A 25268-nucleotide genomic window follows, 5' to 3' on the forward strand; every position below is an offset into this window, starting at 1 on the left:
TTTTATTAGGTTTTCGTATTAAAAGAATATTTAAAAAAATTCGAAGTCGGGAGACTTCGCAGAGCGGAATGAATAGCACTATCAAAAGCAACACTATAACGGGTTGCTTTTTTGAGTTCACACAATCCAGTGACTACTACCTCAAAAGCCTACATTATTGTTGCTGAATAGCTACAGGAATATTGGTATCCTTTTTGCCCATCCAGAAGCCTCGGGAGTGGCAAAAAGAAATAACGGATAACGGGAAGGGATATACTTTCGTTCCTTAGTCGGCCTGCTCCCAAAAAGGATAATCGGTGTAGCCTCGGTTACTGCCACCGCCAAAAAGGGTGTGGGTATCGCTGATGGGATTTAGTGGGGCGTCTAGGTGTAGGCGTTGGGGATAATCAGGATTGGTTAAGAAGTTGCGACCAAAACCAATTAAGTCCACGAGTTTCTCGGCTAATAATTGCTCTCCTTCGGCGGGGGTTTTGTTGCCCGTGGCGATAATAGTGTTTTTAAAATCGTTTCGGAGTTGGATTCGAAAGTCTCTCGGAATTTGTGGTGCATCGTCCCAATCCGCTTCCGACAAATGGATGTAAGCAATATCTAGGTCATTCAACTGTTTTGCAGCAAGGGCAATAGTATCCATGATTTCGGGATCGTTCATGTCTTTGAAACTGATAAAAGGCGACAAGCGAACGCCTGTTTTTTCTTTTCCAATGGCTTGGGCAACGGCTGTGGTGGTTTCCATCAAGAAACGGATGCGATTTTCTTGGCTTCCACCATAGGAATCGGTGCGTTGGTTGCTGTTGCTTCTCAAAAACTGGTCAATCAAGTAGCCATTAGCACCATGAATTTCTACGCCGTCAAAACCAGCTGCTATAGCGTTTTGGGCACCTTGTACAAATTCGGCAATTGCTTGGTCAATGTCGACTTGCGTCATGGCTTTGGGGGTATCTACAGGCACAAAAGTAGCATCGCCATTCGGCGCACCATCAAATAGGTACACATTGGTATTTTGAGCGGTTATCGCCGAAGGAGCTAGAGGTTGTAATCTATTGATTTGTGCACTACTCACGCGTCCGACATGCCACAATTGGAGGAAAATGATGCAATTGGCTTGGTGTACTGCTTGGGTAGTCAATTTCCAACCTTCGATTTGTTCGGACATGTAAATGCCTGGTGTTTTGGCGTAGCCCATACCTTGGAGAGACACTTGCGTAGCCTCAGTGATAATGATGCCTGCCGAGGTGCGTTGCGCATAATATTCTGCCATTAATGCATTGGGCACATCACCAGGTTGTGAGGCTCTAGAACGTGTCATTGGCGCCATTAGAAAACGGTTTTTGAGCTTTAAAGCGCCAAAATTATACGTAGAAAATAAATGAGGTAAGTTCATAATTGTATCTTTATTCGTTTATAAAAAAGTTTTTATTGGCGATTTGGTACATGGCTACAAAAATGATAAACCACAGTACTACCATTAGCGCATAGCCCCATTTCCCTAGAGACCATACAAATACAAACAACCATATATCGTGTTGGTAAAAGGGGTCAAAAGCTTGCCATTGGTTATTTGGGCCACTGCTAGCTATTAGTAAAACCACTACTGAAACTATGTAGATGAATAACACGGTTAAAAGTGCGCAGAGGATTATTTTTTTTAAATTCATGGTCAGTTAGTTAATTGTTTAATCGTTTATTCATTTAAAAGTTAGACTACTTTCTGCCTATTGTCTAATATCATTAAGTTTAAGGATTTCTAACTACGCTTTTTCAAAATATAAATCTGGAAAAACGCGAAGACGCAAATAAATCAGCTTTAAACTTTGCGACTTTGCGTTTTGGAGAGAAAAAAAGCTTAACTTTATGACATTGGCCTAAAGCATACAAACTACTTCCAAGTCACAACTTCTTCAATTGGCCTTCTCGTTTTGGGTCTAGGGTCGATGACGCGGTAGCCAAAAGCAACCATGTAGGCTAAACCGTATTGGGTGGTTTCGATGCCAAAATGTTCGGCTAGGATTACTTCTGATAAGGTTTGGTTGAAGCCTTCGATAGGGCACGAGTCAATACCAATCATGGCAGCTGCTGTCATCATATTCCCCAATGCAATATAATTTTGTTTGGTGGCCCAGTCGAATAAGTGCCTTTCGTTGTTCAAATCAAAATCTGATTTTTGAAAATCCTCAAAGAATTTACTTTTACTTTTGATGGTTTCTTCAGGAAGTTGTTGCACGTCTTTCATAAAACTAGCAATGTATTCGCTGTCCCATTTAGTCAAAGGTGCTTTCATCGTCAATCCGAGGACAAAATGACTTGCTGTATCTAATTTTTTGGGAGCTCCCCAAGCATTTTGTTTGAGTAGTTCTCTCAAGTTTTTGTCTTGTACCACCACAAAATGCCAAGGTTCGAATCCAAAAGAGCTAGGTGATAAACGAGCGGTTTCTAAAATAAACTCAAAATCGTCTTTGGTAATGATTTTGTTAGAATCAAATTCTTTGCAAGCATGACGAAATTGAAAAGCATCTAGTATTTCTTGTTTATTCATAGTAAGTTGATTTTTAGTACTATAAAGATAAAAAGATCTTATTAATAACGCCTATTTTTTTTAATCAAAATAATTTTCGATTTTGCAAATCAAATTCATTCAAGTAGGTTGAAAATATCCAAATCCAAGATATTTTCTAACTCCACTCGTTGAAGTTTCCCGACTTCGTCACACACGCTGAGCATGAAATACAATTCCAAAATCAAAGTCTTTGCGTGCTCCGCTAATTATCTATAAGAATTAATCTCACGATAAAAAGCAACTCTATAACGGGTTGCTTTTTTGAATTTATACAAACAAGTGACTACAACCTCAAAAGACTACCTAAATGATAGGCGCGCCTATCAAAAACAAAGGCACATCAGCCGTCCGATATATCTTTTGCCTAGCAAAGGACAAGATAAAAGGATATCTGCTCCCATCAGGGTTAGAGTAGATATTTAGTTTTTCAGCAAAACTTTTACAATTGGTTATTAGTACCACAAAAAAAATCAATTCAAATTATCCATTGAATAGAGCTGCTTAACGATATTACGATTATTTAATAAAAAACACTAGTAACAATATCAAATAGTAAACGTCATACCTGGAACTAAACTGCCAAATATGAAACTATCTCTCAAAAAATTCGAAGACTCACCTCAACTTTATGCCAGAATTGCTGGAATACTATATTTATTAATTATAGTAGCAGGTATTTTTGGAGAACTTTTGGTTCGCAATAAATTAATCGTTTCTGGAGATGCTACCGCTACTGCTAACAATATTATAAATTCTGAATTGCTATGGAGAACGGGTATTAGCGTTGATTTGATTATGCATATTTGTGATTTGCCGGTAATGATAATTCTGTATTACCTACTCAGAACTATTAGTGAAAAATTGGCGTTACTTAACTTATCGTTTAATTTAATACAAACCGCTGTTTTGGTGGCCAACAAATTAAATCTTTTGGCCGCATTGTTCTTCTTAGACGATGCTGACTACTTAAAATCATTTAGCCCTGACCAACTGCACACTTTATCTTATCTTTCCATTAAACTACATGATTTTGGTTTTGGAATTGGGTTAATCTTTTTTGGTTTTGTGTGTCTTATCGAAGGGTATCTCCTCTTTAAATCCAATTATTTCCCCAAAACTATTGGAGTTCTAATGTCAATTGCTGGAATATGTTACCTTACAAATAGTTTTGCACTTCTCTTAGTGCCACCACTTTCAAGTATCGTATTGCTAATGCCCTGCCTAATTGCAGAATTATCATTTAGTTTATGGCTCATTTTCAAAGGAGTAAACCTGCCCATCTGGAAAAATTTAGTTACTAAAAATATATAAAAGCACTATTTTAAAACAATAAGCTAATTCAATTTTATATGTAAAAACAACAAAAATCATTCTTTTATAAAATGACTCTGCTCCGCATACTAAGATAAAATGTATAGAGATGTAGTAAATAATTGGGCTGAAAAAGTGAAATCGGCAGGCGGAACCATCATCTCAGAACCACAAGATTATGAAAAAGACTATACTTTGGTTTTGCTGATCCGGATGGTTACAACTTCAATATTTTGTATTGGCGAGGAATGTAAACTAAACCACAACATAATCGAGAAAGAAATGAACACAGAAATTAAAGCATACAACGAAAAACAAGCCTCAGGCGACAAAGATATTTGCGACCAGCTTGCTACAATCATTGACAACGAACTAACCGAAGCCGAAAGCAAAATTTGGCACGCCCACCCTGTTTGGTTTTTAGACGGTAATCCAATTGTTGGTTACAGCAAACAAAAAGCAGGTTTGCGACTGATGTTTTGGAGTGGTGCTGACTTTGATGAGGAGTCTTTAAACGTAAAAGGTCAAAAATTTAAAGATGCGTCCATATTCTACCCTACTATTTCCGAAATTGAAGTGAATGATTTAAAACGCTGGCTGAAAAAATCAAGAGACATTCAATGGGACTATAAAAACATACTGAAAAGAAAAGGACAATTAGAAAGGCTGAAATAAAAGGAAAATCTACTGTAAAAAAACAAATTATGAACAGCACAAGCCATCATGATGAGCGAATAGCAAAAATGACATTCGTTACGGTATATCCGCATTATCTCGCAAAGGTGGAGAAAAAAGGAAGGACAAAAGAAGAATTGCATCAAGTAATAGAATGGCTAACCGGTTATAACGAAAAAAAACTGCAAGAACTTATCGAAGAAAAAGTCACTTTTGAGAACTTCTTTCAGCATGCTTCAATACACCCTAATGCTCACCTCATTTCTGGCGTGATCTGTGGCTATCGAGTCGAAGAGATCGAAAATCCATTAATACAACAGGTAAGATATTTGGACAAATTGGTTGATGAACTGGCTAAAGGACGCAAAATGGAAAAAATTTTGCGAATTGCTTAAAGTAACTTTAAAAACGACAAAATATAACAACAACTTGACAATGGAACTATCAAAATCAGACAAAAAAACAGCCCGAATTCTAATGGATAAAGGAATTCTAAAAGAAATTGAAATTTGCAATACTAAAATTTTAGACATTTTAACAGATTGGAAAAATAACAAGAAGGATGCAAGAGAAACCTATGGTCAAGTTTATGGTACCGTTAAAGATAACGACAAATATATAGCTTCCAATTACGATGGAATTTCTGGAGCATACTACTTTGATACCGTCCTCAATATGTACATCAAAGGGTTGATCAGTGAAAAGGACATCAATCCATTTTCTGAAACGGTAAGAGAGCGGTTAAATTCTCTTAAGAAAAATCGATTTTAATTATAAAATAAGAAAGACAAACTCAAAATACAAAACATTGCAGAGCAAAGAAAAAGCCTTATATTTGTTATAAGAATTAATACTCCTTAATTATGCTAAGAGAAAAAGTGGATAAAAAAATAGTATTTAGATCAAATACCAAAGAAGTCTCAAATTTAATATTAGCTGGCAAACAGGCTGTAGTAAACGCAATAAGAGAAAATAGAGCATTAGGTTTACCATTCATCTATACAAAAGGAAACAAAGTGGTTCGTGAAAATGCCAACGGTGAAATCGAAAACATAAAAAACAGACCTTTACGCTCCTCTCTAAAAATAAAAAAAGGAACTATTTTGTATGTCAAGTCAAAGTAGAATTAGAGTTTTTGCAGGCCCTAATGGATCTGGAAAAACATCATTATATTCGAAAATAAGCAAAACTTATATTTCAGGTATTTTCATAAATGCTGATGAAATAGAAAAGACACTGCAAACAAAAGGATTAATAGATTTGTCTGAATTTGGATTAAAAATCACTCAAAAAGATTTAGAAAGATTCATTTCATTAAACGATAGCCAATCCTTATTTGCTAAAGCTCAACAAGAAAACTTCACAATTGATATTACAATAGCTGAAAACTTTATTGTCAATAAACCTAAAGACACAAACAGTTATGAAGCCGCTTTTGCAGCTTCCTTTATCAGATATTTACTTTTAAGAGAACAAAAATCTTTTTCTTATGAGACTGTTATGAGTGATTTTTCTAAGATTAGAGAAATAGAAACTGCTAACAAATTAGGATTTAAAACATATCTATATTTTGTTTGTACTGATGATTACGAAAAAAATATCGACCGAGTACAACTAAGAGTTGCTAAAGGAGGTCATAATGTTGATGCAAATAAAATTCAAAAAAGATATTTTAAAACATTAGAAAATCTATCTGATGCAAAAAAATTGTTGATAGAGCATTCTTATTTGATAATTCAGGCAAAAAGATGGATTTATTAGCAGAAGTATATCAAGGTCAAGCTTTCAAATTTCACACCACTAATCTTCCGCTTTGGTTTGAAGAATATGTTTACAACAAATTTGATTTTTAAACCTTTTCAAAAAATAAATATCTCCAAAACTTTTCTATTTCCCATTACCGCTATTCTTTTAAAAAATAACTATTTTTGCAGTCTAATTTTTTTACCATGTCAAAGAAAAAGTACAAAATAGCGGTCATTCAATTGAACCTAAACGATGTTGCCGAAAATAACCTTAAAAAATGCATGAGTTGGGTTCGCGATGCTGCCAACCAAGGTGCTGAAGTAATTTCGTTACCGGAATTATACAGCAGTCATTATTTTTGTCAAAGTGAAGATGTTGATAATTTTGCTTTGGCAGAACCATTGTACAGCACTTCGTTTATCGCTTTTAGCGCTTTGGCTAAAGAATTGGGAGTGGTAATCATTGTTCCTTTCTTTGAAAAAAGAATGGCTGGAATTTACCACAACAGTGCTTACATCATCGACACTGACGGGTCTGAAGCTGGATTGTATCGCAAAATGCACATTCCGGACGATCCGCATTTCTATGAAAAATTCTATTTTACTCCAGGTGATTTAGGTTTCAAAACGATTCCAACCCAAAAAGGTAAAATTGGAACTTTAATTTGTTGGGATCAATGGTATCCGGAAGCAGCTCGTTTAACTGCTCTGCAAGGCGCCGAAGTTTTATTTTATCCAACAGCAATTGGGTGGCATCCGCAAGAAAAAGAGCAATACGGTGAAAACCAACACGGTGCTTGGATGAGCGTAATGAAAGGGCACGCTGTCGCCAATGGTGTATATGTAGCAGCTGCTAATAGAATTGGTTTAGAACAATATATTGAAGGAACAGCTGGAATTCAGTTTTGGGGATCATCGTTTATTGCGGGACCACAAGGCGAAATTTTGGCACAAGCCTCACACGATAAAGAAGAAATTCTTATTGCCGAAGTAGACTTGGATTTACAAGAAAATGTGCGCCAGAACTGGCCTTTCTTTAGAGACAGAAGAATCGATGCTTTTGGAGATATTACCAAACGAGCAATTGATTAGTCATTTTTAGACGTTAAGATTCTAAGCATCTGAGATTCTAAGTTTTTAAAATAATCTTAGAATCTCAGCATCTTAGTAACTTAGTAACTTCCCTTAATTCAAATCGGGTTGAAATATTTTGACAGTTCCATCTCCTTCACTACTCACCACTACCAAACTTCTTTTGGTTGGACTTTTGGATGCTGGAATAAACAAAAGACCTTCTGGAGCATCCCCTGTTTTTATGGTTTGCAAATGTTTTGGAGTCATCGGATTACTCACATCATAGACCATAAAGGCATCAGCTCTTTCTAATCCTACAAAAAGGATTTGTTTATCACCCATTTTAGTGACGTAAACGGCTTCTGGTTCTGCTCCTTTATCATCACTTCTTCCATCATCATAAACACCTAATTCTTGAGCTTTTTTGTCTAATTCGTTTTTACTATCAAAAACCAATTGTCCTGTAAGTCCATTCCAAATTGAGAAAGAACGAGCTCCAAACCCAACTAATTCGTCAAAATCTCCATCACCATCAGTATCACCCATTTTGGTATTGATGTTTAATCTTCCCATACTTGCATCCGCTTTTAGTGCTGCTGCATTTGGAAAAATTGTTGGGTCTAATACTACTGCAACGTTATTAATTCTTTTAACATCCACAAAAGCAGCATATTCTCTTGCATCTCCTTCATTTGCTGTTACAATATAAGGTACTTTGTTTATTTCAAAATTGCTAATTGCATCAGGTTGAAACATTCCTTTCAATTTCCAAGGATTGAAATCAACAGCCCCATCTTTATCACTAATATCAATCGCATTTTCGGCCAAACTATACTCTTTATATCCTAAAGGAAAAATTTGAACAATTTTCTTTGTTGCCAAATCAATTTTTGCAATTCCGTTATTCTCCTGCAAAGTAACCCAAGCTGTTTTTGAATCGGCTGAAATAGTTATATATTCTGGTTCGATATCAGAAGCAAAATTATTAGTTGGACTTGTTATTCGGAATCCTTTGGTTTTTAAATCGGCTAACTGTCCGCTGAAACTTCCAAAAGTTAGAGTGGTTACCGCATAATTGGAAGTAACATCAATAATCGAAACCGATCCATCTGGGTCAAGAGAATAAGTGTCATTTGGTTCTCCTTCGTTTGCCGTCATTATGAATTTACCATCTTGTGAATAAGTAATCATATCAGGTAAAGCACCCACCGTAATCTCTTTAACCAAAGCATAATTTGAAGTATCGAAAACGACAACTTTACCTGATTCTTGTTTGTTTGTTTTGGATTCTAAAGCTACTGCCAATTTTCCATTAAAAGTAGCTACGCTATTGGCAGCTCCGTTATAAGGAACCAAATCAATACTGGAAATCAAAACAGGTTTTGTTGGATCCAAAAGATCAATCACATCTATTTTATTGGCACTACTATTGTTTACAGTAAATAATTTTTTGGAAATTTCGTCATAAGCACTTATTTCTGCAGCACCAGTTCCTCCAATAGTCAATGTTCCAATTTCTTTAAAAGTGGAAGGATTTTCGTTTACTATTACTTCAGTAGTTTCATCGGAATCATTGTTGTTTTGACAACCTACGATCAAAAATAATACTGCAAGTACAGCTACACTTTTCTTTATCATTTTGTTTGTTTTAATTTTTTCAAAAATAACTTTCAAATTCGCAGCACTTATTACTAGAACATTATAAAATCTTTAACATAACTATTCATATAATTTTGATTTGAGTCAAAAGAATAAAATGTAACCATCGATACTATTTATTAATCCCACTGTTTGATTATCTTTGTACGCATTACAATTAGCATTAACTATGACTACACTTACAAGACGTTTCCCAGCAGAATGGGAAAAACAACAAGGAATTTTATTGTGTTTTCCGCATAATGGAAAAGATTGGCCTGGAAAATACGAAGCCATTCAATGGGCATTTGTGGAATTCATCAAGAAAGTAGCCAATTTTGAAACTGTTTTTTTGGTTGTTGCCGATGAAAATCAAAAAGAAAAAGTAGCCATACTTTTAGAAGAAGCACATGTCCATTTTGAAAATGTGACTTTTATAGTTCATAAAACCAATCGCAGTTGGATGCGCGATTCTGGTCCAATTATTGTTAAAAAAGGTACTGAAAGAGAAGCACTAAATTTTAATTTTAATGGATGGGCAAAATACAAAAACATTAATCTGGACAAACATGTTCCAATCAAAGTAGGCGAAGCTTTAAACATTCCTGTTACTCAAGTGATGTACAAAGGAAAACCTGTAATTGTTGAAGGTGGCGCCATTGATGTAAACGGACGCGGGACTTTGCTAACCTCAGAAGAATGCCTAATGCATCCCGATATTCAAGTTCGAAATCCAGGTTTCACAAAAGAAGACTACGAAGCCGTTTTCAAAGAATATTTGGGAGTTACGAATGTGATTTGGCTTGGAGACGGTATTGAAGGAGATGATACCCACGGACATATCGACGATCTATGCCGATTTATAAATGAAGATACCATTGTAACTATTGTCGAATTGGATCCCAATGACAACAACTACAAACCATTGCAAGACAATTTAAAAAGATTGCAAAATGCCAAACTAGAAGATGGGAAATCACCAATAATTGTAGCATTGCCAATGCCAAAACGCATTGACTTTGATGGCTTACGATTACCAGCAAGTTATGCCAATTTCTTGATTTTGAATAATTGTGTATTGGTTCCTACTTTTAATGATGCTAATGACAGAGTGGCGCTAAATATCTTAGCCGAATGTTTTCCTGATCGAGAAATCATCGGAATCAGTGCTATTGATTTGATATGGGGATTTGGAACTTTACATTGTTTGAGTCAGCAAATTCCGGAGTAAAAAAATGTTTAAAAGTTAAAAGTTTCAAGGTTTAAAAACTTAAGGATTTAATTGTTTTAGGTTCTAAACAACAATCATAAAAAAAGACTTGCAGAATATAAATCTGCAAGTCTTTTTTATTCTAGAACTATATGAAACCTTGTGTATAGCTAAAGTATTAAACCTTTAAACTAGTTAATCTCTTGTAAAAGGAATTTTTTGATCTGCACCAATTAGCATATCAAATCCATTTTTGGCTTCATTAAATTGAAAAGAAACTCCAGCTTCTTTGGATTCAAAGGCATCTTTACCACTTGGAGTAAGTGCAAATTTTGGGTAATTGGTAATTTCTGCATAAAGAACACTATTTTTCTCTGTAAACTCAATTTTTAAAGGGGCAGTTTTAGTCGAAAATTTACCTAAATAACCATCTAAAATAATATCTTTTTCGATTACTCCCTTGTCTGACTTCCAAGTATTATTTGCTTCATTTACATCTGGAAAAACATGATCGGGATCAATAATTACACTCATGATCTCTTCAGTAGTATTTACTTTAAAAGACCAATCAATATTACGTTGCCAAACTTCAACAGGCAGTTTAATACGAGTCACTTTTCCGCTTTTGGTTTTTACATCTAAAACTACTGGCATTGCCATTTTCTCGAAATTTTCTATAGTAATTACTGCTCCTTTGCTTGGATCATTTTTTATATATTTTACAGAGTTCACTCCTTGATCCAATCGCCAATTATTGACAAACCAACCTCTCCAAAACCAACTTAAATCTTCGCCAGCAACATTTTCCATCGTTCTGAAAAAGTCGTCTGGAGCAGGATGTTTAAACGCCCAACGCTCTACATAAGTTCTAAAAGCCAAATCAAAACGCTCTGGCCCTAAAACTTGTTCTCTCAAAATAATCAATCCAGAACTTGGTTTAAAATAACACAAAAGACCAATATTTCTTTCCTTCATATTATCAGGAGAACTCATGATTGGTTCGTTCTTTGGGTCTGTAAAATATTCCGCATTTTGATGAAGATCTGTTACTTTGCTTTTATATTCTCCATTATTAAAATCGACAGAGCTTAATGAATTTATAAAAGTATTAAAACCCTCGTCCATCCAACCAAATAGTCGTTCATTGGATCCAACAATCATAGGAAACCATCCATGACCAAACTCATGATCTGTAACGCCCCATAAATCTTCACCTTTGGATTCCCAACTACAAAAAACGATTCCTGGATATTCCATTCCGCCTTCATTTCCAGCAACATTGGTAGCAACCGGATAAGGATATTCAAACCATCTTTTTGAATAATTTTCAATCGAAGTTTTGGTATATTCTGTAGCGCGTCCCCAAGCTTCATTACCAGCACTTTCTACTGGATAAGCAGATAATGCCAAAGATTTTTTACCGCTTGGCAAGTTTATTCTTGCTCCATCCAAAATAAAAGCAGCCGATGATGCCCAAGAAAGATCGCGTGCATTGGTAAGTTTAAAATGCCATGTTTTTTCAGAAGTTGAGCTGGAATTAGCAGCTACTTCTTCAGCGGTACGAATCATAACAGTTTTTTCACTTTGTTTAGCCTTTGCAATTCGGCTTTGTTCATCAACAGAATATACTGCTTTTGGGTTTAATAAATCTCCTGAACAAACAACAATATGATTGGATGGGACTGTAATATTGACATCAAAGTCACCGTATTCTAGATAAAACTCTGATGCTCCCAAATAGGGATTGGTGTTCCAACCTCTTAAATCATCGTACACACACATACGGGGATACCATTGCGCAATAGTAAATATTTTTCCATTTTTGGTGTCCAACACACCAGTTCTATCCGACCCTTCTTTTGGGGAAATATAAGAGAAATCGATTTTGATTTTTACAGTTCCACCTTTTGCTTTTAAATCATCATCCAGAAAAACTTGCATTCTGGTGTCAGTGATGCTATATTTCACTTCTTTTTCAATAGACTTCCCTTTTGAAGTAGAAACTACTTTTACAGATTTTATTTTGTGTCCACCATCAAAAACTTCACCTCGGGCTCCATTGCGACTGCCATTCAAAGGAATTAAAGTATTCCCTCTTGAATCGGATTTAAATAAATTTTGGTCCAAGTGCATCCAAACAAACCCCATTTTATCATAACTATTGTTGGTATAGGTTACAATTGCTGAACCAATTATTTCATTGGTTTTTTCATTCAATTTGGCTGTTAGTTTATAATCTGCTCTGTTTTGCCAATATTCATGACCCGGTTCACCATTAGCCGATCTGGTAGTTGATCCATTATTTATATAAAAAAAAGGACCAAAAGCGTCGTGATAATTATATTTCGAAACTGGTTTTGAAACAGGCTTATTAGCTGTTGTCGTAGTATCAGCTTGAAAATCTTGACTCCATGAAGTACTAAATACAATAAATAAAGACAGTTGAAATAGAATTTTAAAACGATTATTTCTCATAATATTTGTGTTTATAAAACAAATTAATGGAAAAAAAATCAAATTTCTATTTAAAAATAAGAATTTGATTGATTTTTAAGTATAAATTAATTTTGTTTTTCTTCTCTGAATACTATTTATAAAATATCTTTACAGAAGCTATTTTGATAACAAAAAAAAACAATTATTATTTTGACCACAACAATAACCAACGCAACCTTAACTGCACAAATAAAACACACCGGAGCCGAACTATGTTCCTTAAAAGACAGTTTGAATAAAGAATACATTTGGAATGGAAATCCATTATTTTGGGGCAAACACTCTCCTGTTTTATTCCCAATTGTAGGAACTCTTAAAAATAATTCATACCAATATAACGGTATTGAATATCAAATGTCGCGTCATGGATTTGCCCGTGAAATGGATTTTGAATTGATTGATAAAAAAGAAAACAGTGCTACATTTTCTTTAAAATCTACTGATGAAACCCTTCAGAAATATCCATTTAATTTTGAATTGCATTTAATTTATACATTAGAAAATAATTCTTTAAAAATAGAATATAAAGTCTTTAATATAAATGACACAAAAATGCCTTTTTCTATAGGAGCACATCCTGCATTTGATCTACCTGAAGATTTTGAAAATTATAGTTTACTATTTGAAAAAGAAGAACCATTACAATACTATTTGTTGGAAGACGGCTTAATCTCGAATAGTACAAACGAACTACAATTGGATAAAAATGTATTGCAGTTGAACTATACACTATTCGAAAATGATGCTTTGGTCTTTAAAAAAATAGCTTCCAAATCAATAACCATTCTAGAAAATTCGAAACCATTTTTAAAAGTTAGCTACACTGATTTTCCAGATTTAGGAATTTGGACACCATCAAATGCTCCCTTTATTTGTATCGAACCTTGGTTTGGCTATTCGGATACAGTAGAACAATTTGGAAATCTTTTTGAAAAAGAAAGTACACAAATTTTAGAAGCCAATACAACTTTTCAGTCTGAATTTAATATTGAAATTCTTTAATTAAATAAAAATTTTATGCTAGAAATTAATTTTTTACCATTTCCTGTTATAGAAACACCTAGATTGTTATTGAGACAAGTCAATATTAATGATACAGAAGCCATTTTGTCGTTGCGATCGAATGATGAAGTTATGAAATACATTCCAAGACCCTATCTTAAGAATAAAGAAGATGCAACGGCTTTGATTGCTATGTTTGATGACAAAATAGAAAATGGAATTGGAATAAATTGGGGAATAACTTACTTAGACGAACCCAACAAATTAATCGGAATCATTGGTCATTATAGAATAAAACCGGAACATTACAGAGCCGAAGTGGGTTATATGCTTTTTCCAGACCATAAAGGCAAAGGAATTGTATCCGAAGCATTGAAAAAAGTAGTTGAATATGGTTTTAACGAAATGAAATTGCATTCGATAGAAGCAATTTTGGATCCCGAAAATAAAGGTTCTGAAATGGTTTTAATAAAAAATGGTTTTGTCAAAGAAGCCCATTTAATAGAAAATGAATACTATGAAGGCCGTTTTCTTGACACAATGATTTATTCTATTTTGAATAAATAATTTTTCATTAAAAACATGATACTACTATAATTGAATGAAAATAGAATATGCAAACGTCGAAGACAATGAAATATTGACTGAAATTACCAAAAAATCAAAAGCGTATTGGGGATATTCTGAAGAACAACTTTTAAAATGGAAGGATAACTTAACTATTTCCAAAGGATATATTGAGACTAATTCTGTTTTTAAGTTAGTAAATGACGATGCAATAGTTGGCTATTATTCGTATATAATAAAAGAAGAAAAGATCGCAATACTTGATAACTTATTTGTATTACCCGAATATATTGGAAAAGGATTTGGGAAATATTTAATGTATGATTTTCTTGATCGAATGAAAAACGGAAAATTTGAAAAAATAACCCTTGATGCTGAACCAAATGCTGAAGATTTTTATCTAAAATTTGGATTCAAAAAAATTGGAGCGTTTGAAACTTCCATAAAAAACAGGTTTATGCCCATTATGGAAATGAAGCTTTAATCTTTGTCTAAGTTTTGAACTTTGACAAAGATTCCAAAAAAACAAAACTACAGTCAAAATGGATTTAGACAATCAAAAAGAATATTGGAACAGCGTAGCCGAAATCAAAACATTTACACATCCAATAGATATAGAACTTCTAAACCGATTTTTTAAAAAACAAAGTGTCATTATTGATTTTGGATGTGGCTATGGCCGAATTGTAAAACAATTGACCGATTTGGGTTTTGAAAATGTTTTAGGCTATGACACTTCAAAAGAATTAATTACAAGAGGAATTCAAGAAAATAATTTGTCCCTTTTTCATATTGAAAATCCAGTAGAACTAACACTAGATGCCAATTCAGTAGATTGCATACTCCTTTTTGCTGTACTTACATGCATACCTTCAAACGATGGTCAAGAAAAATTAATCGACTTGCTTCTTTCTAAACTAAAAAAAGACGGGATAATTTATATCAGTGATTATTACCTTCAAGAAAAATCGGTTGAAGTGGAAAGATATGAATATTTGAATGGAGACGCAAACAATTTTGGGATTTTCAAACTGCCCGAGGGAGCCACTTTTCGTCATCATACCAAAGAGTGGATAAAAACTTTGACCAAAAATTTTGAGATTTTAATTGAAAATCCAATAGTTGTAAAAACTATGAATGGAAATACTGCTGAAGGTTTTCAACTAATAGGTAGAAAATAGATAAAGTCAATATTAACTATTCTGTCTTATGAATACCTATGCCCTAGCCCAGATGGAAGCGGTATACTTATTGTTTTTTCTTTAAAAACAATAAGATACAAGTGGACAGCTGGATAAAGCTCCTAAAAATTTGCATTACTTTTTCTGAATGGTTTTTAGATACAATTCTTCAACTTGTTTTCGAGCCCAATCTGTTTTTCTCAAAAAGGTAAGGCTGGATTTTATGCTTGGATTTTCGTTAAAAGATTTAATTTTTATGAGTTCTCCCAAAGTGTCAAAGCCATAATGCTCCACTAGAGTTTCTACAATTTTTTGGAGGGTAATGCCATGAAGAGGGTCTTTTGATTGTTGCTTTTCCATTTTGCAAATTTATAGTATTTTCTTAAAAACAATTGGTCTTTCATTAATTAGTTCCTAAATTTGCCACACTATGCAAAAAATTGTCAACATACTCAATAAAAGAGCCCGTTTCGATTATGAAATCCTTGAAACCTTTACCGCAGGAATTGTTTTGGCGGGTACCGAAATCAAATCCATACGATTAGGAAAAGCCAATATTACCGAAAGTTTTTGCGAATTTAGCGGTAATGAGCTTTTTGCTATAAACACTTATATTGAAGAGTATACTTTTGGTAATCAATTCAATCATAAAGCAAGAAGCGAACGCAAACTATTATTGAATAAAAGAGAACTGAAAGGATTGCTCAGAAGCGTTCAAGCCAAAGGACTTACAATAGTTCCTTTGAAATTATTTACTAATGAAAAAGGACTAGCAAAACTACAAATTGGACTTTGTAAAGGTAAAAAAACCTACGACAAAAGAGAATCGCTAAAAGAGCAAGATACCAAAAGAGATTTGGATAGAATAAAGAAAGCTTTCTAGCCAAAAAAAGCGAAATTTATAGGCTTAAAGTTGTTTTTTATGAAAATATAATTACTTTTACTTGTATTAAAAACAAACAAACAAAATCATGAAAAATTTTTTTATTGCATTAATCTGTGTATGCTTTGCCAGTTGTGGTAGCAGTACTTCAATCGTTTCAAGCTGGAGAGATCCAAACTCTACTTTAGCCAAAGAGAACTTCAAAAAAGTTTTGGTCGTTGCTTTAGTAAAAGATGAAAGCACTAGAAGAACTACTGAAAATAGAATTGCAGCAATTAATCCTGCAATATTGAATGCTTCTTACAATTATTTGAATCAACAAAATCTAAATCTTACTCAAGAACAAAAAATAAGCATCGTTCAATCTGAAGGATTTGACGGTGTTGTAACAATGCGTTTCATTAGAGCTGATAAAGAAACTCAATATGTTCCTGGAACTTCAAACTACTATAGCGGTATGGGATATCCTGGTATGGGATATGGTTATGTAGGAGGTTACGGTATGGGCTATGGCGCAGGATTTGGTGGATGGTATGGTGCTTACGCTCCAGCTTACTACACTCCTGGATACTACCAAGAAAATGTATACTACTATGTTGAAACTAACATTTTTGACTTAAAAAACAATAAATTGGTTTGGAGTGCTACTACAAAATCTTTGGATTTATCTGATGTAAATACTACTGTAGATGAAATCATGGAAGCTTGCGTAAAACAAATGAGAGCAGATGGTTACATGGCTCCAAAAGCAAAATAAGAAGTAAATTTTTCTTAAATAAAATTATAATAAAAAAGCAACACTGAATTTTTAGTGTTGCTTTTTTTGTTGCCAATTATTAAATTTAGATTTCAAGTATCTAAGAATCTTATTTGAACTTAATTCGTAACTATGCAGACTAATAAAAAAGCAACACCCCCGAAAGCTTTAGGGGGTGTTGCTTTTTTTAATTAGATCTTAATTTAGAATAAACTGAATAACTACCTTAATTCTTATCCTCTAACAAAGGAACAAATCGAAATTCTCCGAATTCGTGTTTTTCGAATTGTGTTTCATTTTTTCGGATTAACAATGTCATGATTTGAACATCTTCTCCTAGTGGAATAACAAGTCTCCCTCCTATTTTGAGTTGCGCCATTAAAGGCTGAGGTATTATGGGTGCACCTGCTGTAACTATAATACTATCAAAAGGAGCGTGATTCGGCAAACCTTTGTAACCATCACCAAAAGAAAGATGTTTGGGACGAATTCCAAGTTTAGGCAACAATGCAGATGTCTGTTTAAACAATTCATTTTGTCTTTCTACACTGTAGACTTGAGCCCCCATTAAACTCAAAACAGCCGTTTGATAGCCTGAACCTGTCCCAATTTCTAAAATTTTGTGTCCTTTACTAATTTCTAATAACTGAGATTGAAAAGCTACAGTATAGGGTTGAGATATAGTTTGACCTGCGCCAATAGGAAAAGCCTTATCTTGATAAGCATAATCGGAAAAACTTGAATTTAAAAACAAATGACGTGGAATCTTTTTTATCGCTTCTAAAACGTTCTTATCCGTAATTCCTTTTAGTTGCAATACACTTACTAATTGATTACGAAGTCCTTGATGTTTGGCGGTATCTTTCAAATTTTTGAGTTTTATATAAAGCAAAAATAGAAAACTAATTCAATAAAAGCTGGAGAATATTATTTTTTAAATTAACATAATAATTGTTGCTAATCCACAATAATTTAATCATTTAATTACTATTTTTGTAGAAATATCATTACTATGCTGAAAATTGGAGTACTAGGTGCGGGTCATCTAGGTAAAATACATTTGCGTTTATTACAACAATCTAAAAAGTATGAATTAGTTGGTTTTTATGACCCCAATCAAGAAAACGCTGAAAAAATAAGCAAGGAATTTGGATATAAAAATTTCAGTACCATTGCAACATTAATTCATGCGGTTGATGTTATTGACATTGTTACACCTACACTTTCTCATTATAAATGTGCCAAAGTGGCGATCAAATCGGGCAAACATGTTTTTATAGAAAAACCCATTTCAAATACCGTTGAAGAAGCCGAAGAGATCATTGCATTGGCAAAAGAATATAATGTCAAAGGTCAAGTAGGTCATGTTGAGAGGTTCAACCCTGCGTTCATTGCCACCAAAAACATGATCGAAAACCCAATGTTTATTGAAACCCATCGTTTGGCAGAATTCAATCCTCGTGGGACTGACGTACCAGTGGTTTTGGATTTAATGATACATGATATCGATGCTATTTTGAGTGTTGTAAAATCAAAAGTAAAAAACATCAATGCTAGTGGAGTTTCTGTAATAAGTGATACACCAGATATTGCCAATGCTAGAATTGAATTCGAAAATGGATGTGTTGCCAATTTAACGGCAAGCCGTATTTCGATGAAAAACATGCGTAAATCACGATTTTTTCAGAAAGATGCCTACATCTCAGTCGATTTTCTTGAAAAAAGATGCGAAGTGGTAAAAATGAAAGATGCTCCAGAAGTACCAGGAGATTTTGATATGATTTTACAAAATGCTGAAGGAGTAAAAAAACAAATTTATTTCTCCAATCCAGATGTTGAACAAAACAATGCCATACTTGACGAACTGGAATCATTTGCAGATGCTATAAATAACGACACTACTCCAGTGGTTACATTGGAGCAAGCTACTGATGCTTTGAGAGTAGCCTATCAAATTATAGATTGTTTTAAAAAATAAAAAACAAAAAAACACACCTTCAAAGTTTAAAGTTTAAAGTCAATCATTCGTCTTTAAATTTTAAACTTTTTTAACTTATAAATAAAAAAAGATGAAAATTATAGCTGTAATCGGAGCGGGAACAATGGGTAACGGAATTACTCATACTTTTGCACAAAGTGGTTTCACCGTAAAATTAATTGATGTTTCCGAAAAATCACTAGACAAAGGAATGGCAACGATAGCAGCCAATCTGGACCGAATGGTTTCCAAAGGAACCATCACTGAAGAAGACAAAGTAAAAACATTCACCAATATTATTACCTATACTGATATTAAAGACGGAGTTGTTGGAGTTGATTTGGTTGTGGAAGCCGCAACCGAAAATGTAGAATTAAAATTAAACATTTTCAAGCAATTAAACGAAGTTTGTTCTCACAACACTATTTTGGCAACCAATACTTCATCTATTTCGATTACGCAAATCGGAGCTGTGGTTGCGCACCCGGAACGAGTAATTGGAATGCATTTTATGAATCCGGTACCTATCATGAAGTTGGTAGAAATCATTCGTGGGTATAACACCAGTGACGAAGTGACGCAAATTATCATGAAATTATCCGAAAAACTAGGTAAAACTCCTGTAGAAGTAAACGATTATCCGGGTTTTGTGGCCAATAGAATTTTGATGCCAATGATCAATGAAGCAATTGAAACACTATACAACAAAGTAGCCGGTGTTTATGAAATAGACACAGTAATGAAACTAGGAATGGGACACCCTATGGGACCTCTACAACTAGCCGATTTCATAGGTCTTGATGTTTGCATTGCAATTTTAAATGTAATGTACGACGGCTTCAAAAACCCAAAATATGCGCCTTGTCCGTTATTGGTAAACATGGTGAGAGCGGGTAAACTAGGCGTAAAATCAGGAGAAGGATTTTATGATTATAGTGAAAGCAAAAAAGCAGAGAAGATTTCGAAACAATTTGTTTAATCTTTAACAAAATCAATTCATGTCTATCAAACAAAACCTCCTCCAAATAAAATCAACTCTTCCAGAGCATGTGACTTTGGTAGCGGTTTCCAAAACCAAACCAGTAGCAGATTTAATGGAAGCCTATAATGCTGGCCAACGTATTTTTGGTGAAAATAAAATCCAGGAAATGTCCGATAAATGGGAACAAATGCCCAAAGACATCGAATGGCACATGATTGGTCATGTACAAACCAATAAAGTCAAATTTATGGCTCCTTTCGTGAGCTTAATTCATGGTGTGGATAGCTTAAAATTACTGGAAGAAATCAACAAACAAGCCTTAAAAAATAATCGAATTATTGATTGTTTGCTTCAAATATACATAGCCGAAGAAGAATCAAAATTTGGCCTTGACGAAAAAGAACTTTCAGAACTCCTCGCCTCGCCTACGCTCAAAGAGATGAAAAACATCCAAATTGTAGGGGTAATGGGAATGGCTACTTTTACGGATAATCAAAACCAAATCCAAAAAGAATTTTCACATTTGAAAACAATTTTTGATGGTTTACAGTTACTACAAATAGAAAATTGTAAACTGCAAACGGTTTCCATGGGGATGTCTGGCGACTATCAATTGGCAATTGCATACGGAAGCACAATGGTTCGGATTGGAAGTAGTATCTTTGGGGGAAGATAGGTTCAATGACAATTTCAATAGCAATGGCAATTTCAATCAAAAAAGAAAATCAATAGAAAAATAAAATACAATGGAAGTTGATGAACCCAATTTTGATAAAATTTACAATTTTGAAGATCGTTTAGTTCGATTTGCTGGAGAATGTATTTTCTTTGTTAGAAAATTAGAAAAATCTTATGAGGTTGAATATTACAAGAACCAACTTATAAGATCGTCTGGAAGTTCTTCATTAAATTATGGAGAAGCACAAGGCACTATAACAAGTAAAGATTTTATTTTCAAAGCTTCATTAAGCGTAAAGGAATTGAAAGAATCTAGAAATTCATTAAAAGTTCTTGATTATATAAAAGCAGGAGATTCAGAAGAAAGAAAGTGGCTATTGACAGAAGTTGAAGAACTTATTGCAATCGCTTCAAAAATGATAAACAATAAAAAACGAATCAATTACAATATCAATTTCAATTACAATTTTCAATTTTAGGGATTGACATTGCTTTTTGAAATTGTCATTGCTATTGAAATTGATTTTTGAAATTGATATTGAAAATGTACGCAATACTCGACATAGAAACCACAGGAGGACAATTCAACGAAGAAGGAATTACGGAAATTGCTATCTACAAATTTGATGGACACGAAATTGTTGATCAATTTATTAGTTTAATCAATCCCGAAATCCCCATTCAACCGTTTGTAGTTAAACTTACGGGAATCAGCAACGAAATGCTACGTGGTGCTCCAAAGTTTTTTGAAGTAGCCAAACGCATTATAGAGATGACAAATGATTGTGTTCTTGTAGCGCACAACGCCTCATTTGATTACAGAATACTTCGCACAGAGTTCCGTCGTTTGGGATATGATTTTAATGTACAAACACTTTGTACAGTTGAATTATCACAACGCTTATTACCCGAACAACCCTCACATAGCTTAGGAAAATTAGTTCGCGCCCTCGGTATTCCAATGGCAGACAGACATCGTGCTAGTGGAGATGCAATGGCAACTGTAAAGCTTTTCCAAATGCTTTTGGACAAAGATCTCGAAAAAATAATTGTAAAAGAACTTATCAAATTCGAAGTAATCAAAGGAGTTTCCCCAAAATTATTAGACATCATCGAAAGTTTACCCTCCAAAACGGGTATTTATTATATTCACCGAGAAAACGGCTCTATTATTTTTATTGGTCAAAGCAAAAACATCAAAAAAAGAGTCAATCAGCATTTTACAGGAATTACAACAAGTGCCAAAAAAATTCAGGCCGAAGTCTTCACAGTAACTTTTGAAGAAACAGGTAGCGAATTGATAGCTTTATTAAAAGAATCCGAAGAAATTAAAAAAAACAGACCAATTTACAATAGAATGTCTCGAAAAAACACCTTTTCTTGGGCTATTTATGCCGAAAAGGATTCGAATGGATATTTGAATTTAAAACTACAAAAAGCAGACGGACGAAAAAAAGAAATCACTGCATTTGCTTCTCAAGCCGAGGGCAAAGGCGCGCTTAATCGCATTACAGCAACCTATCAATTGTGTCCGAAACTAACTGGAATAACAGATTCAAAAACAAATTGTTTGCAAAATGAAACAAACAAATGTGATGGCGCATGTGTAGGTAAAATAGATCAAGAAGAATACAATGCTAGGGTTCAAATCTTTATTGAGAAAAATATTTTTGACAATAAAAACATGATTATCATTGACAAAGGTCGAAAAATTGGAGAACATAGCGCTATTTTAATCGAAAAGGGCATTTACAAAGGATATGCTTTCTATGATTTAAATTATCAGATTCACACTCCAGAAATCCTAAAAAACATCTTGATTACAATGCCAAACAATAGAGATACTAGATCCTACATTCAGGGTTATTTAAGAAAAAATAGAGTTCTGAAAATTATTAATTTCTAAAAAATCCCAAATAAAACAACTCCTTTAATAATGAGTAGCTGATCCAGCTGTACATTACAACTCCTCATTATTCTAGTTGTTTTCTAAGGCATAAAAGGAGCTTCTTTTAGTCGCTCTTTTACCCCAAGAAAAACTACCTAGAAATATTCCGGGGTTTCCGTTTCCATCTGGGCTAAAAAAATATGAAGTACTTAATTACCATTGTCGGACCAACAGCTATAGGCAAAACTGCCCTGAGTATAGAATTGGCCAAACATTATAATTGTGAAATTATTTCTTGTGACAGCCGACAGTTTTTCAAGGAAATGAGCATAGGAACTGCAGTTCCCAGTCCAGAAGAATTGGCCAGCGCAAACCATCATTTTATTCAAAATAAATCAATTTTAGATACCTATACTGTTGGCGATTTCGAAAAAGAAGCCCTTTTAAAAATTGAAGAATTGCATAAAAACAATGATTACGTTGTTCTTGTTGGTGGTTCTGGATTGTATGTAGATGCCATTTTAAAAGGTTTTGACGAATTTCCAACTATTGATCCATCCATTCGAGAAAAAGTAAATTTGAATTACGAAAAACTAGGAATTGAGTATTTACAAAGTCAATTAGAACTATTAGATCCCAATTATTTTAAAAACATAACAATTGACAATCCTCAAACTTTACAAAATCCACAACGGATGATGCGTTTTGTTGAAGTTTGTATTGGAACTGGAAAACCCTATTCTTCCTTTTTAAATCATAAAAAAAACAACCGTAATTTTGTTCCAATTAGTATTGGTCTTGAAGCAGAAAGAAGTGTTATTTATGACAGAATCAATCAAAGAGTTGATATAATGGTGAAAGAAGGACTCGTTGAAGAAGCCAAAGCTCTTTATAACCAAAGAGAATTAAACGCCTTACAAACTGTTGGTTACAGAGAATTGTTTAGCTATTTTGAAGGAGAATTCACATTGGCTTTTTCCATTGATGAAATTAAGAAAAATACTCGACGGTTTTCAAAGCGACAACTTACTTGGTTCAAACGAAAAGAAAACACCAAATGGTTTGATAATTTAACAGAACGAAATGAAATAATTAAGCACATACAAAATCAAATTTCTTAAATCAAAATCTAAAGTCTTAAATCTTAAATCACATCTTCCATGCCAATAAGTCCAAATTTTACTTCTGTTTTAAGCAAAGATTGGGAAATCAATTTTACACAATGTACACCCAACGGTCATTTAAAATATACCGATTTATGTAATTTATTGCAATTAACTGCAGCTGCACACTCCGAAGTCGGCGGTATTAGTTTTACTGATATGCAAGAATTCAATCAGGCATGGGTTCTCAGCAGAATGCGTGTAGAAATAAGTGATTTACCAAAATGGCGAGATGTTGTAACTGTAAAAACTTGGATCAATTCCTTAGAAAATTCCCGTTCTGTTCGGGCACTAGAAATGTATGTTAACGGGAAAAAGATTGTAGGATCTGAGACCTTTTGGGCAGTTTTTAACACCCAAAACCGTAGACCAGAACCATTGGCACTACCTTATCAGCATTTTGAATTGTATCCAGAAGACAAAGCTACAGAATCAGGATTCTCAAAAATTAATGTATCACACGAAAAAGAAGTTGTTTTTGAAAAAACTGTATTTTTATCCGATTTGGATATCGTAAACCATGCTAATAATGTAAAATATTTAGAATGGTGTCTGGACTTAGTTGATGAAAAAAAAGTATTAAATCAACAAATAAAGAGTTTTGAAATGAACTTTTTAAAGGAACTCTCTTTAAAAGATTCCGTTTTGATTCATGAATGTATTAATGAAACAAACGCTGTTTTTAGCATTACAAAAGAGGAAAAAACAAGTTTTGCATTGCAACTCAATTGGAAATAAAAAAAAGCTTCGAATCAATCGAAGCTTTTTTTATACTTTTATTTGGATTTAACAACTAATCTAAATCCTTCTCCATGAATATTTAAAATTTCGACATCCTCGTCCAATTTTAAATATTTTCTAAGCTTAGCGATGTAAACATCCATACTTCTAGAGGTGAAATAATTATCATCTCTCCATATTTTTGTCAAAGCCAATTCTCTTGGCATTAAGTCATTTTCGTGAAGAATAAGCATTTTAAGTAATTCATTCTCCTTTGGAGACAACTTAATAGGTTCTTCAGTACTATATGTTAAGAAACGAAGTTTTGAATTAAGATGAAATTTACCAATATTAAACTCAAATTGAACCGCTTCCGGTTTTGCATCAGATGCTTTTCTTTGAATAATCGCTTTAATTTTCATTAAAAGCACTTCAGAATCAAAAGGTTTATTCAAATAATCGTCAGCACCCGCTTTGTATCCTTTTAAAACATCCTCTTTCATCGATTTTGCAGTAAGGAAAATAATAGGCACTTCATTATTTTTTTCTCTTATTTCTCTAGCCAAAGTGTATCCATCTTTATACGGCATCATTACATCGAGAATACATAAATCAAAAGTATCCTTTTTGAATTTTTCAAAACCTTCCATACCATTTTTAGCTAAAACAACTTCAAAATCATTTAGCATTAAATAGTCTTTTAGTACAGCACCAAAATTAAGGTCATCTTCAACTAACAGAATTTTTTTATTCGCGTTTTCCATAT

28 protein-coding genes are annotated in these 25268 nt (G+C 33.7%); 21 read left to right on the plus strand and 7 right to left on the minus strand.

Annotated elements, in window-relative coordinates:
* Positions 1-265 precede the first annotated feature (265 nt).
* Both AC8GF4_RS08880 and AC8GF4_RS08885 read right to left on the minus strand, forming a co-directional pair.
* Entirely contained in the window at positions 266-1381 is a 1116-nt protein-coding gene (locus tag AC8GF4_RS08880; protein ID WP_506593983.1) for an alkene reductase, read from the minus strand.
* A 495-nt stretch (positions 1382-1876) separates the two neighbouring features.
* A complete protein-coding gene (locus AC8GF4_RS08885; protein ID WP_506593985.1) occupies positions 1877-2533 on the minus strand; it encodes an NAD(P)H-dependent oxidoreductase in 657 nt (218 codons plus the stop codon).
* A gap of 606 nt (positions 2534-3139) precedes the next feature.
* Here AC8GF4_RS08885 and AC8GF4_RS08890 point away from each other — a divergent pair.
* From AC8GF4_RS08890 to AC8GF4_RS08920, 7 genes are all read left to right on the plus strand, one after another.
* Positions 3140-3865: a DUF4386 domain-containing protein gene (locus AC8GF4_RS08890; protein ID WP_506593987.1), complete on the plus strand. Its 726-nt coding sequence runs from the start codon at positions 3140-3142 to the stop codon at positions 3863-3865.
* A 99-nt stretch (positions 3866-3964) separates the two neighbouring features.
* Positions 3965-4540: a DUF1801 domain-containing protein gene (locus tag AC8GF4_RS08895; protein WP_506593989.1), complete on the plus strand. Its 576-nt coding sequence runs from the start codon at positions 3965-3967 to the stop codon at positions 4538-4540.
* A 29-nt stretch (positions 4541-4569) separates the two neighbouring features.
* The gene (locus AC8GF4_RS08900) at positions 4570-4935 is read left to right on the plus strand and encodes a DUF2200 domain-containing protein (protein ID WP_506593991.1); all 366 of its coding nucleotides are present in this window, start codon (positions 4570-4572) and stop codon (positions 4933-4935) included.
* Between the two features lie 40 nt (positions 4936-4975).
* Positions 4976-5311, plus strand: coding sequence for a hypothetical protein (locus AC8GF4_RS08905; protein WP_506593992.1), 336 nt, complete (start codon positions 4976-4978; stop codon positions 5309-5311).
* A 92-nt stretch (positions 5312-5403) separates the two neighbouring features.
* Complete coding sequence (locus AC8GF4_RS08910; RefSeq protein WP_506593993.1) at positions 5404-5664, plus strand: hypothetical protein; 261 nt, start codon at positions 5404-5406, stop codon at positions 5662-5664.
* On the plus strand, positions 5648-6301 hold the full coding sequence (locus AC8GF4_RS08915; protein WP_506593995.1) for an ATPase: 654 nt from the start codon (positions 5648-5650) through the stop codon (positions 6299-6301). The genes AC8GF4_RS08910 and AC8GF4_RS08915 overlap by 17 nt, the downstream gene beginning before the upstream one ends.
* 188 nt (positions 6302-6489) lie before the next feature.
* Positions 6490-7377, plus strand: coding sequence for a carbon-nitrogen hydrolase (locus AC8GF4_RS08920; RefSeq protein WP_281239473.1), 888 nt, complete (start codon positions 6490-6492; stop codon positions 7375-7377).
* Positions 7378-7470: 93 nt separating this feature from the next.
* Here the strand turns inward: AC8GF4_RS08920 and AC8GF4_RS08925 are convergent, their stop codons facing one another.
* The gene (locus tag AC8GF4_RS08925) at positions 7471-8997 is read right to left on the minus strand and encodes a choice-of-anchor I family protein (RefSeq protein WP_506593997.1); all 1527 of its coding nucleotides are present in this window, start codon (positions 8995-8997) and stop codon (positions 7471-7473) included.
* Positions 8998-9187: 190 nt separating this feature from the next.
* On the opposite strand from AC8GF4_RS08925, the gene AC8GF4_RS08930 reads away from it, so the two are divergent.
* A complete protein-coding gene (locus tag AC8GF4_RS08930; protein ID WP_506593999.1) occupies positions 9188-10228 on the plus strand; it encodes an agmatine deiminase family protein in 1041 nt (346 codons plus the stop codon).
* 174 nt (positions 10229-10402) lie between these two features.
* Here the strand turns inward: AC8GF4_RS08930 and AC8GF4_RS08935 are convergent, their stop codons facing one another.
* Complete coding sequence (locus AC8GF4_RS08935) at positions 10403-12682, minus strand: M1 family metallopeptidase (protein ID WP_506594000.1); 2280 nt, start codon at positions 12680-12682, stop codon at positions 10403-10405.
* Positions 12683-12853: 171 nt separating this feature from the next.
* On the opposite strand from AC8GF4_RS08935, the gene AC8GF4_RS08940 reads away from it, so the two are divergent.
* From AC8GF4_RS08940 to AC8GF4_RS08955, 4 genes are read left to right on the plus strand one after another with little or no spacing between them, the layout of a single operon-like run.
* The gene (locus AC8GF4_RS08940; protein WP_506594002.1) at positions 12854-13705 is read left to right on the plus strand and encodes an aldose 1-epimerase family protein; all 852 of its coding nucleotides are present in this window, start codon (positions 12854-12856) and stop codon (positions 13703-13705) included.
* Positions 13706-13720: 15 nt separating this feature from the next.
* Complete coding sequence (locus AC8GF4_RS08945; RefSeq protein ID WP_506594004.1) at positions 13721-14272, plus strand: GNAT family N-acetyltransferase; 552 nt, start codon at positions 13721-13723, stop codon at positions 14270-14272.
* Between the two features lie 34 nt (positions 14273-14306).
* Positions 14307-14756 carry a GNAT family N-acetyltransferase gene (locus AC8GF4_RS08950; protein ID WP_506594006.1) on the plus strand — a complete coding sequence of 150 codons (450 nt, stop codon included), beginning with the start codon at positions 14307-14309 and terminating at the stop codon, positions 14754-14756.
* A 58-nt stretch (positions 14757-14814) separates the two neighbouring features.
* Entirely contained in the window at positions 14815-15453 is a 639-nt protein-coding gene (locus AC8GF4_RS08955; RefSeq protein ID WP_506594008.1) for a class I SAM-dependent methyltransferase, read from the plus strand.
* A 135-nt stretch (positions 15454-15588) separates the two neighbouring features.
* Here the strand turns inward: AC8GF4_RS08955 and AC8GF4_RS08960 are convergent, their stop codons facing one another.
* Complete coding sequence (locus AC8GF4_RS08960) at positions 15589-15813, minus strand: VF530 family protein (protein WP_506594009.1); 225 nt, start codon at positions 15811-15813, stop codon at positions 15589-15591.
* A 70-nt stretch (positions 15814-15883) separates the two neighbouring features.
* Between AC8GF4_RS08960 and smpB the strand changes: the two genes are divergently transcribed.
* Together smpB and AC8GF4_RS08970 are read left to right on the plus strand one after the other, a co-directional pair.
* Positions 15884-16336, plus strand: coding sequence for an SsrA-binding protein SmpB (gene smpB, locus AC8GF4_RS08965; protein ID WP_506594011.1), 453 nt, complete (start codon positions 15884-15886; stop codon positions 16334-16336).
* 88 nt (positions 16337-16424) lie between these two features.
* Entirely contained in the window at positions 16425-17093 is a 669-nt protein-coding gene (locus AC8GF4_RS08970; RefSeq protein WP_506594013.1) for a DUF4136 domain-containing protein, read from the plus strand.
* A 226-nt stretch (positions 17094-17319) separates the two neighbouring features.
* Here the strand turns inward: AC8GF4_RS08970 and AC8GF4_RS08975 are convergent, their stop codons facing one another.
* A complete protein-coding gene (locus AC8GF4_RS08975; RefSeq protein WP_506594014.1) occupies positions 17320-17961 on the minus strand; it encodes a protein-L-isoaspartate(D-aspartate) O-methyltransferase in 642 nt (213 codons plus the stop codon).
* A 144-nt stretch (positions 17962-18105) separates the two neighbouring features.
* Here AC8GF4_RS08975 and AC8GF4_RS08980 point away from each other — a divergent pair, with 144 nt between their 5' ends.
* The 7 genes from AC8GF4_RS08980 to AC8GF4_RS09010 all read left to right on the plus strand — a co-directional run bounded on the left by AC8GF4_RS08980 (position 18106) and on the right by AC8GF4_RS09010 (position 24520).
* On the plus strand, positions 18106-19071 hold the full coding sequence (locus AC8GF4_RS08980; RefSeq protein ID WP_506594016.1) for a Gfo/Idh/MocA family protein: 966 nt from the start codon (positions 18106-18108) through the stop codon (positions 19069-19071).
* A 91-nt stretch (positions 19072-19162) separates the two neighbouring features.
* Positions 19163-20050, plus strand: coding sequence for a 3-hydroxyacyl-CoA dehydrogenase family protein (locus AC8GF4_RS08985; RefSeq protein WP_506594018.1), 888 nt, complete (start codon positions 19163-19165; stop codon positions 20048-20050).
* Positions 20051-20069: 19 nt separating this feature from the next.
* Positions 20070-20729 carry a YggS family pyridoxal phosphate-dependent enzyme gene (locus tag AC8GF4_RS08990; RefSeq protein WP_506594020.1) on the plus strand — a complete coding sequence of 220 codons (660 nt, stop codon included), beginning with the start codon at positions 20070-20072 and terminating at the stop codon, positions 20727-20729.
* 70 nt (positions 20730-20799) lie between these two features.
* Positions 20800-21210 carry a four helix bundle protein gene (locus tag AC8GF4_RS08995; protein WP_506594022.1) on the plus strand — a complete coding sequence of 137 codons (411 nt, stop codon included), beginning with the start codon at positions 20800-20802 and terminating at the stop codon, positions 21208-21210.
* Positions 21211-21275: 65 nt separating this feature from the next.
* Complete coding sequence (locus AC8GF4_RS09000) at positions 21276-22637, plus strand: exonuclease domain-containing protein (RefSeq protein ID WP_506594024.1); 1362 nt, start codon at positions 21276-21278, stop codon at positions 22635-22637.
* A gap of 182 nt (positions 22638-22819) precedes the next feature.
* Positions 22820-23740 (plus strand): tRNA (adenosine(37)-N6)-dimethylallyltransferase MiaA, encoded by a 921-nt coding sequence (miaA, locus tag AC8GF4_RS09005; protein ID WP_506594026.1) that lies wholly within the window; start codon positions 22820-22822, stop codon positions 23738-23740.
* A gap of 39 nt (positions 23741-23779) precedes the next feature.
* Complete coding sequence (locus tag AC8GF4_RS09010; RefSeq protein WP_506594028.1) at positions 23780-24520, plus strand: acyl-[acyl-carrier-protein] thioesterase; 741 nt, start codon at positions 23780-23782, stop codon at positions 24518-24520.
* Positions 24521-24558: 38 nt separating this feature from the next.
* Here AC8GF4_RS09010 and AC8GF4_RS09015 read toward each other — a convergent pair whose 3' ends face one another.
* Positions 24559-25266, minus strand: coding sequence for a response regulator transcription factor (locus AC8GF4_RS09015; protein ID WP_506594030.1), 708 nt, complete (start codon positions 25264-25266; stop codon positions 24559-24561).
* Positions 25267-25268 lie beyond the last annotated feature (2 nt).

Source organism: Flavobacterium rarum (SeqCode), assembly GCF_965234445.1.
Lineage (GTDB): Bacteria > Bacteroidota > Bacteroidia > Flavobacteriales > Flavobacteriaceae > Flavobacterium > Flavobacterium rarum.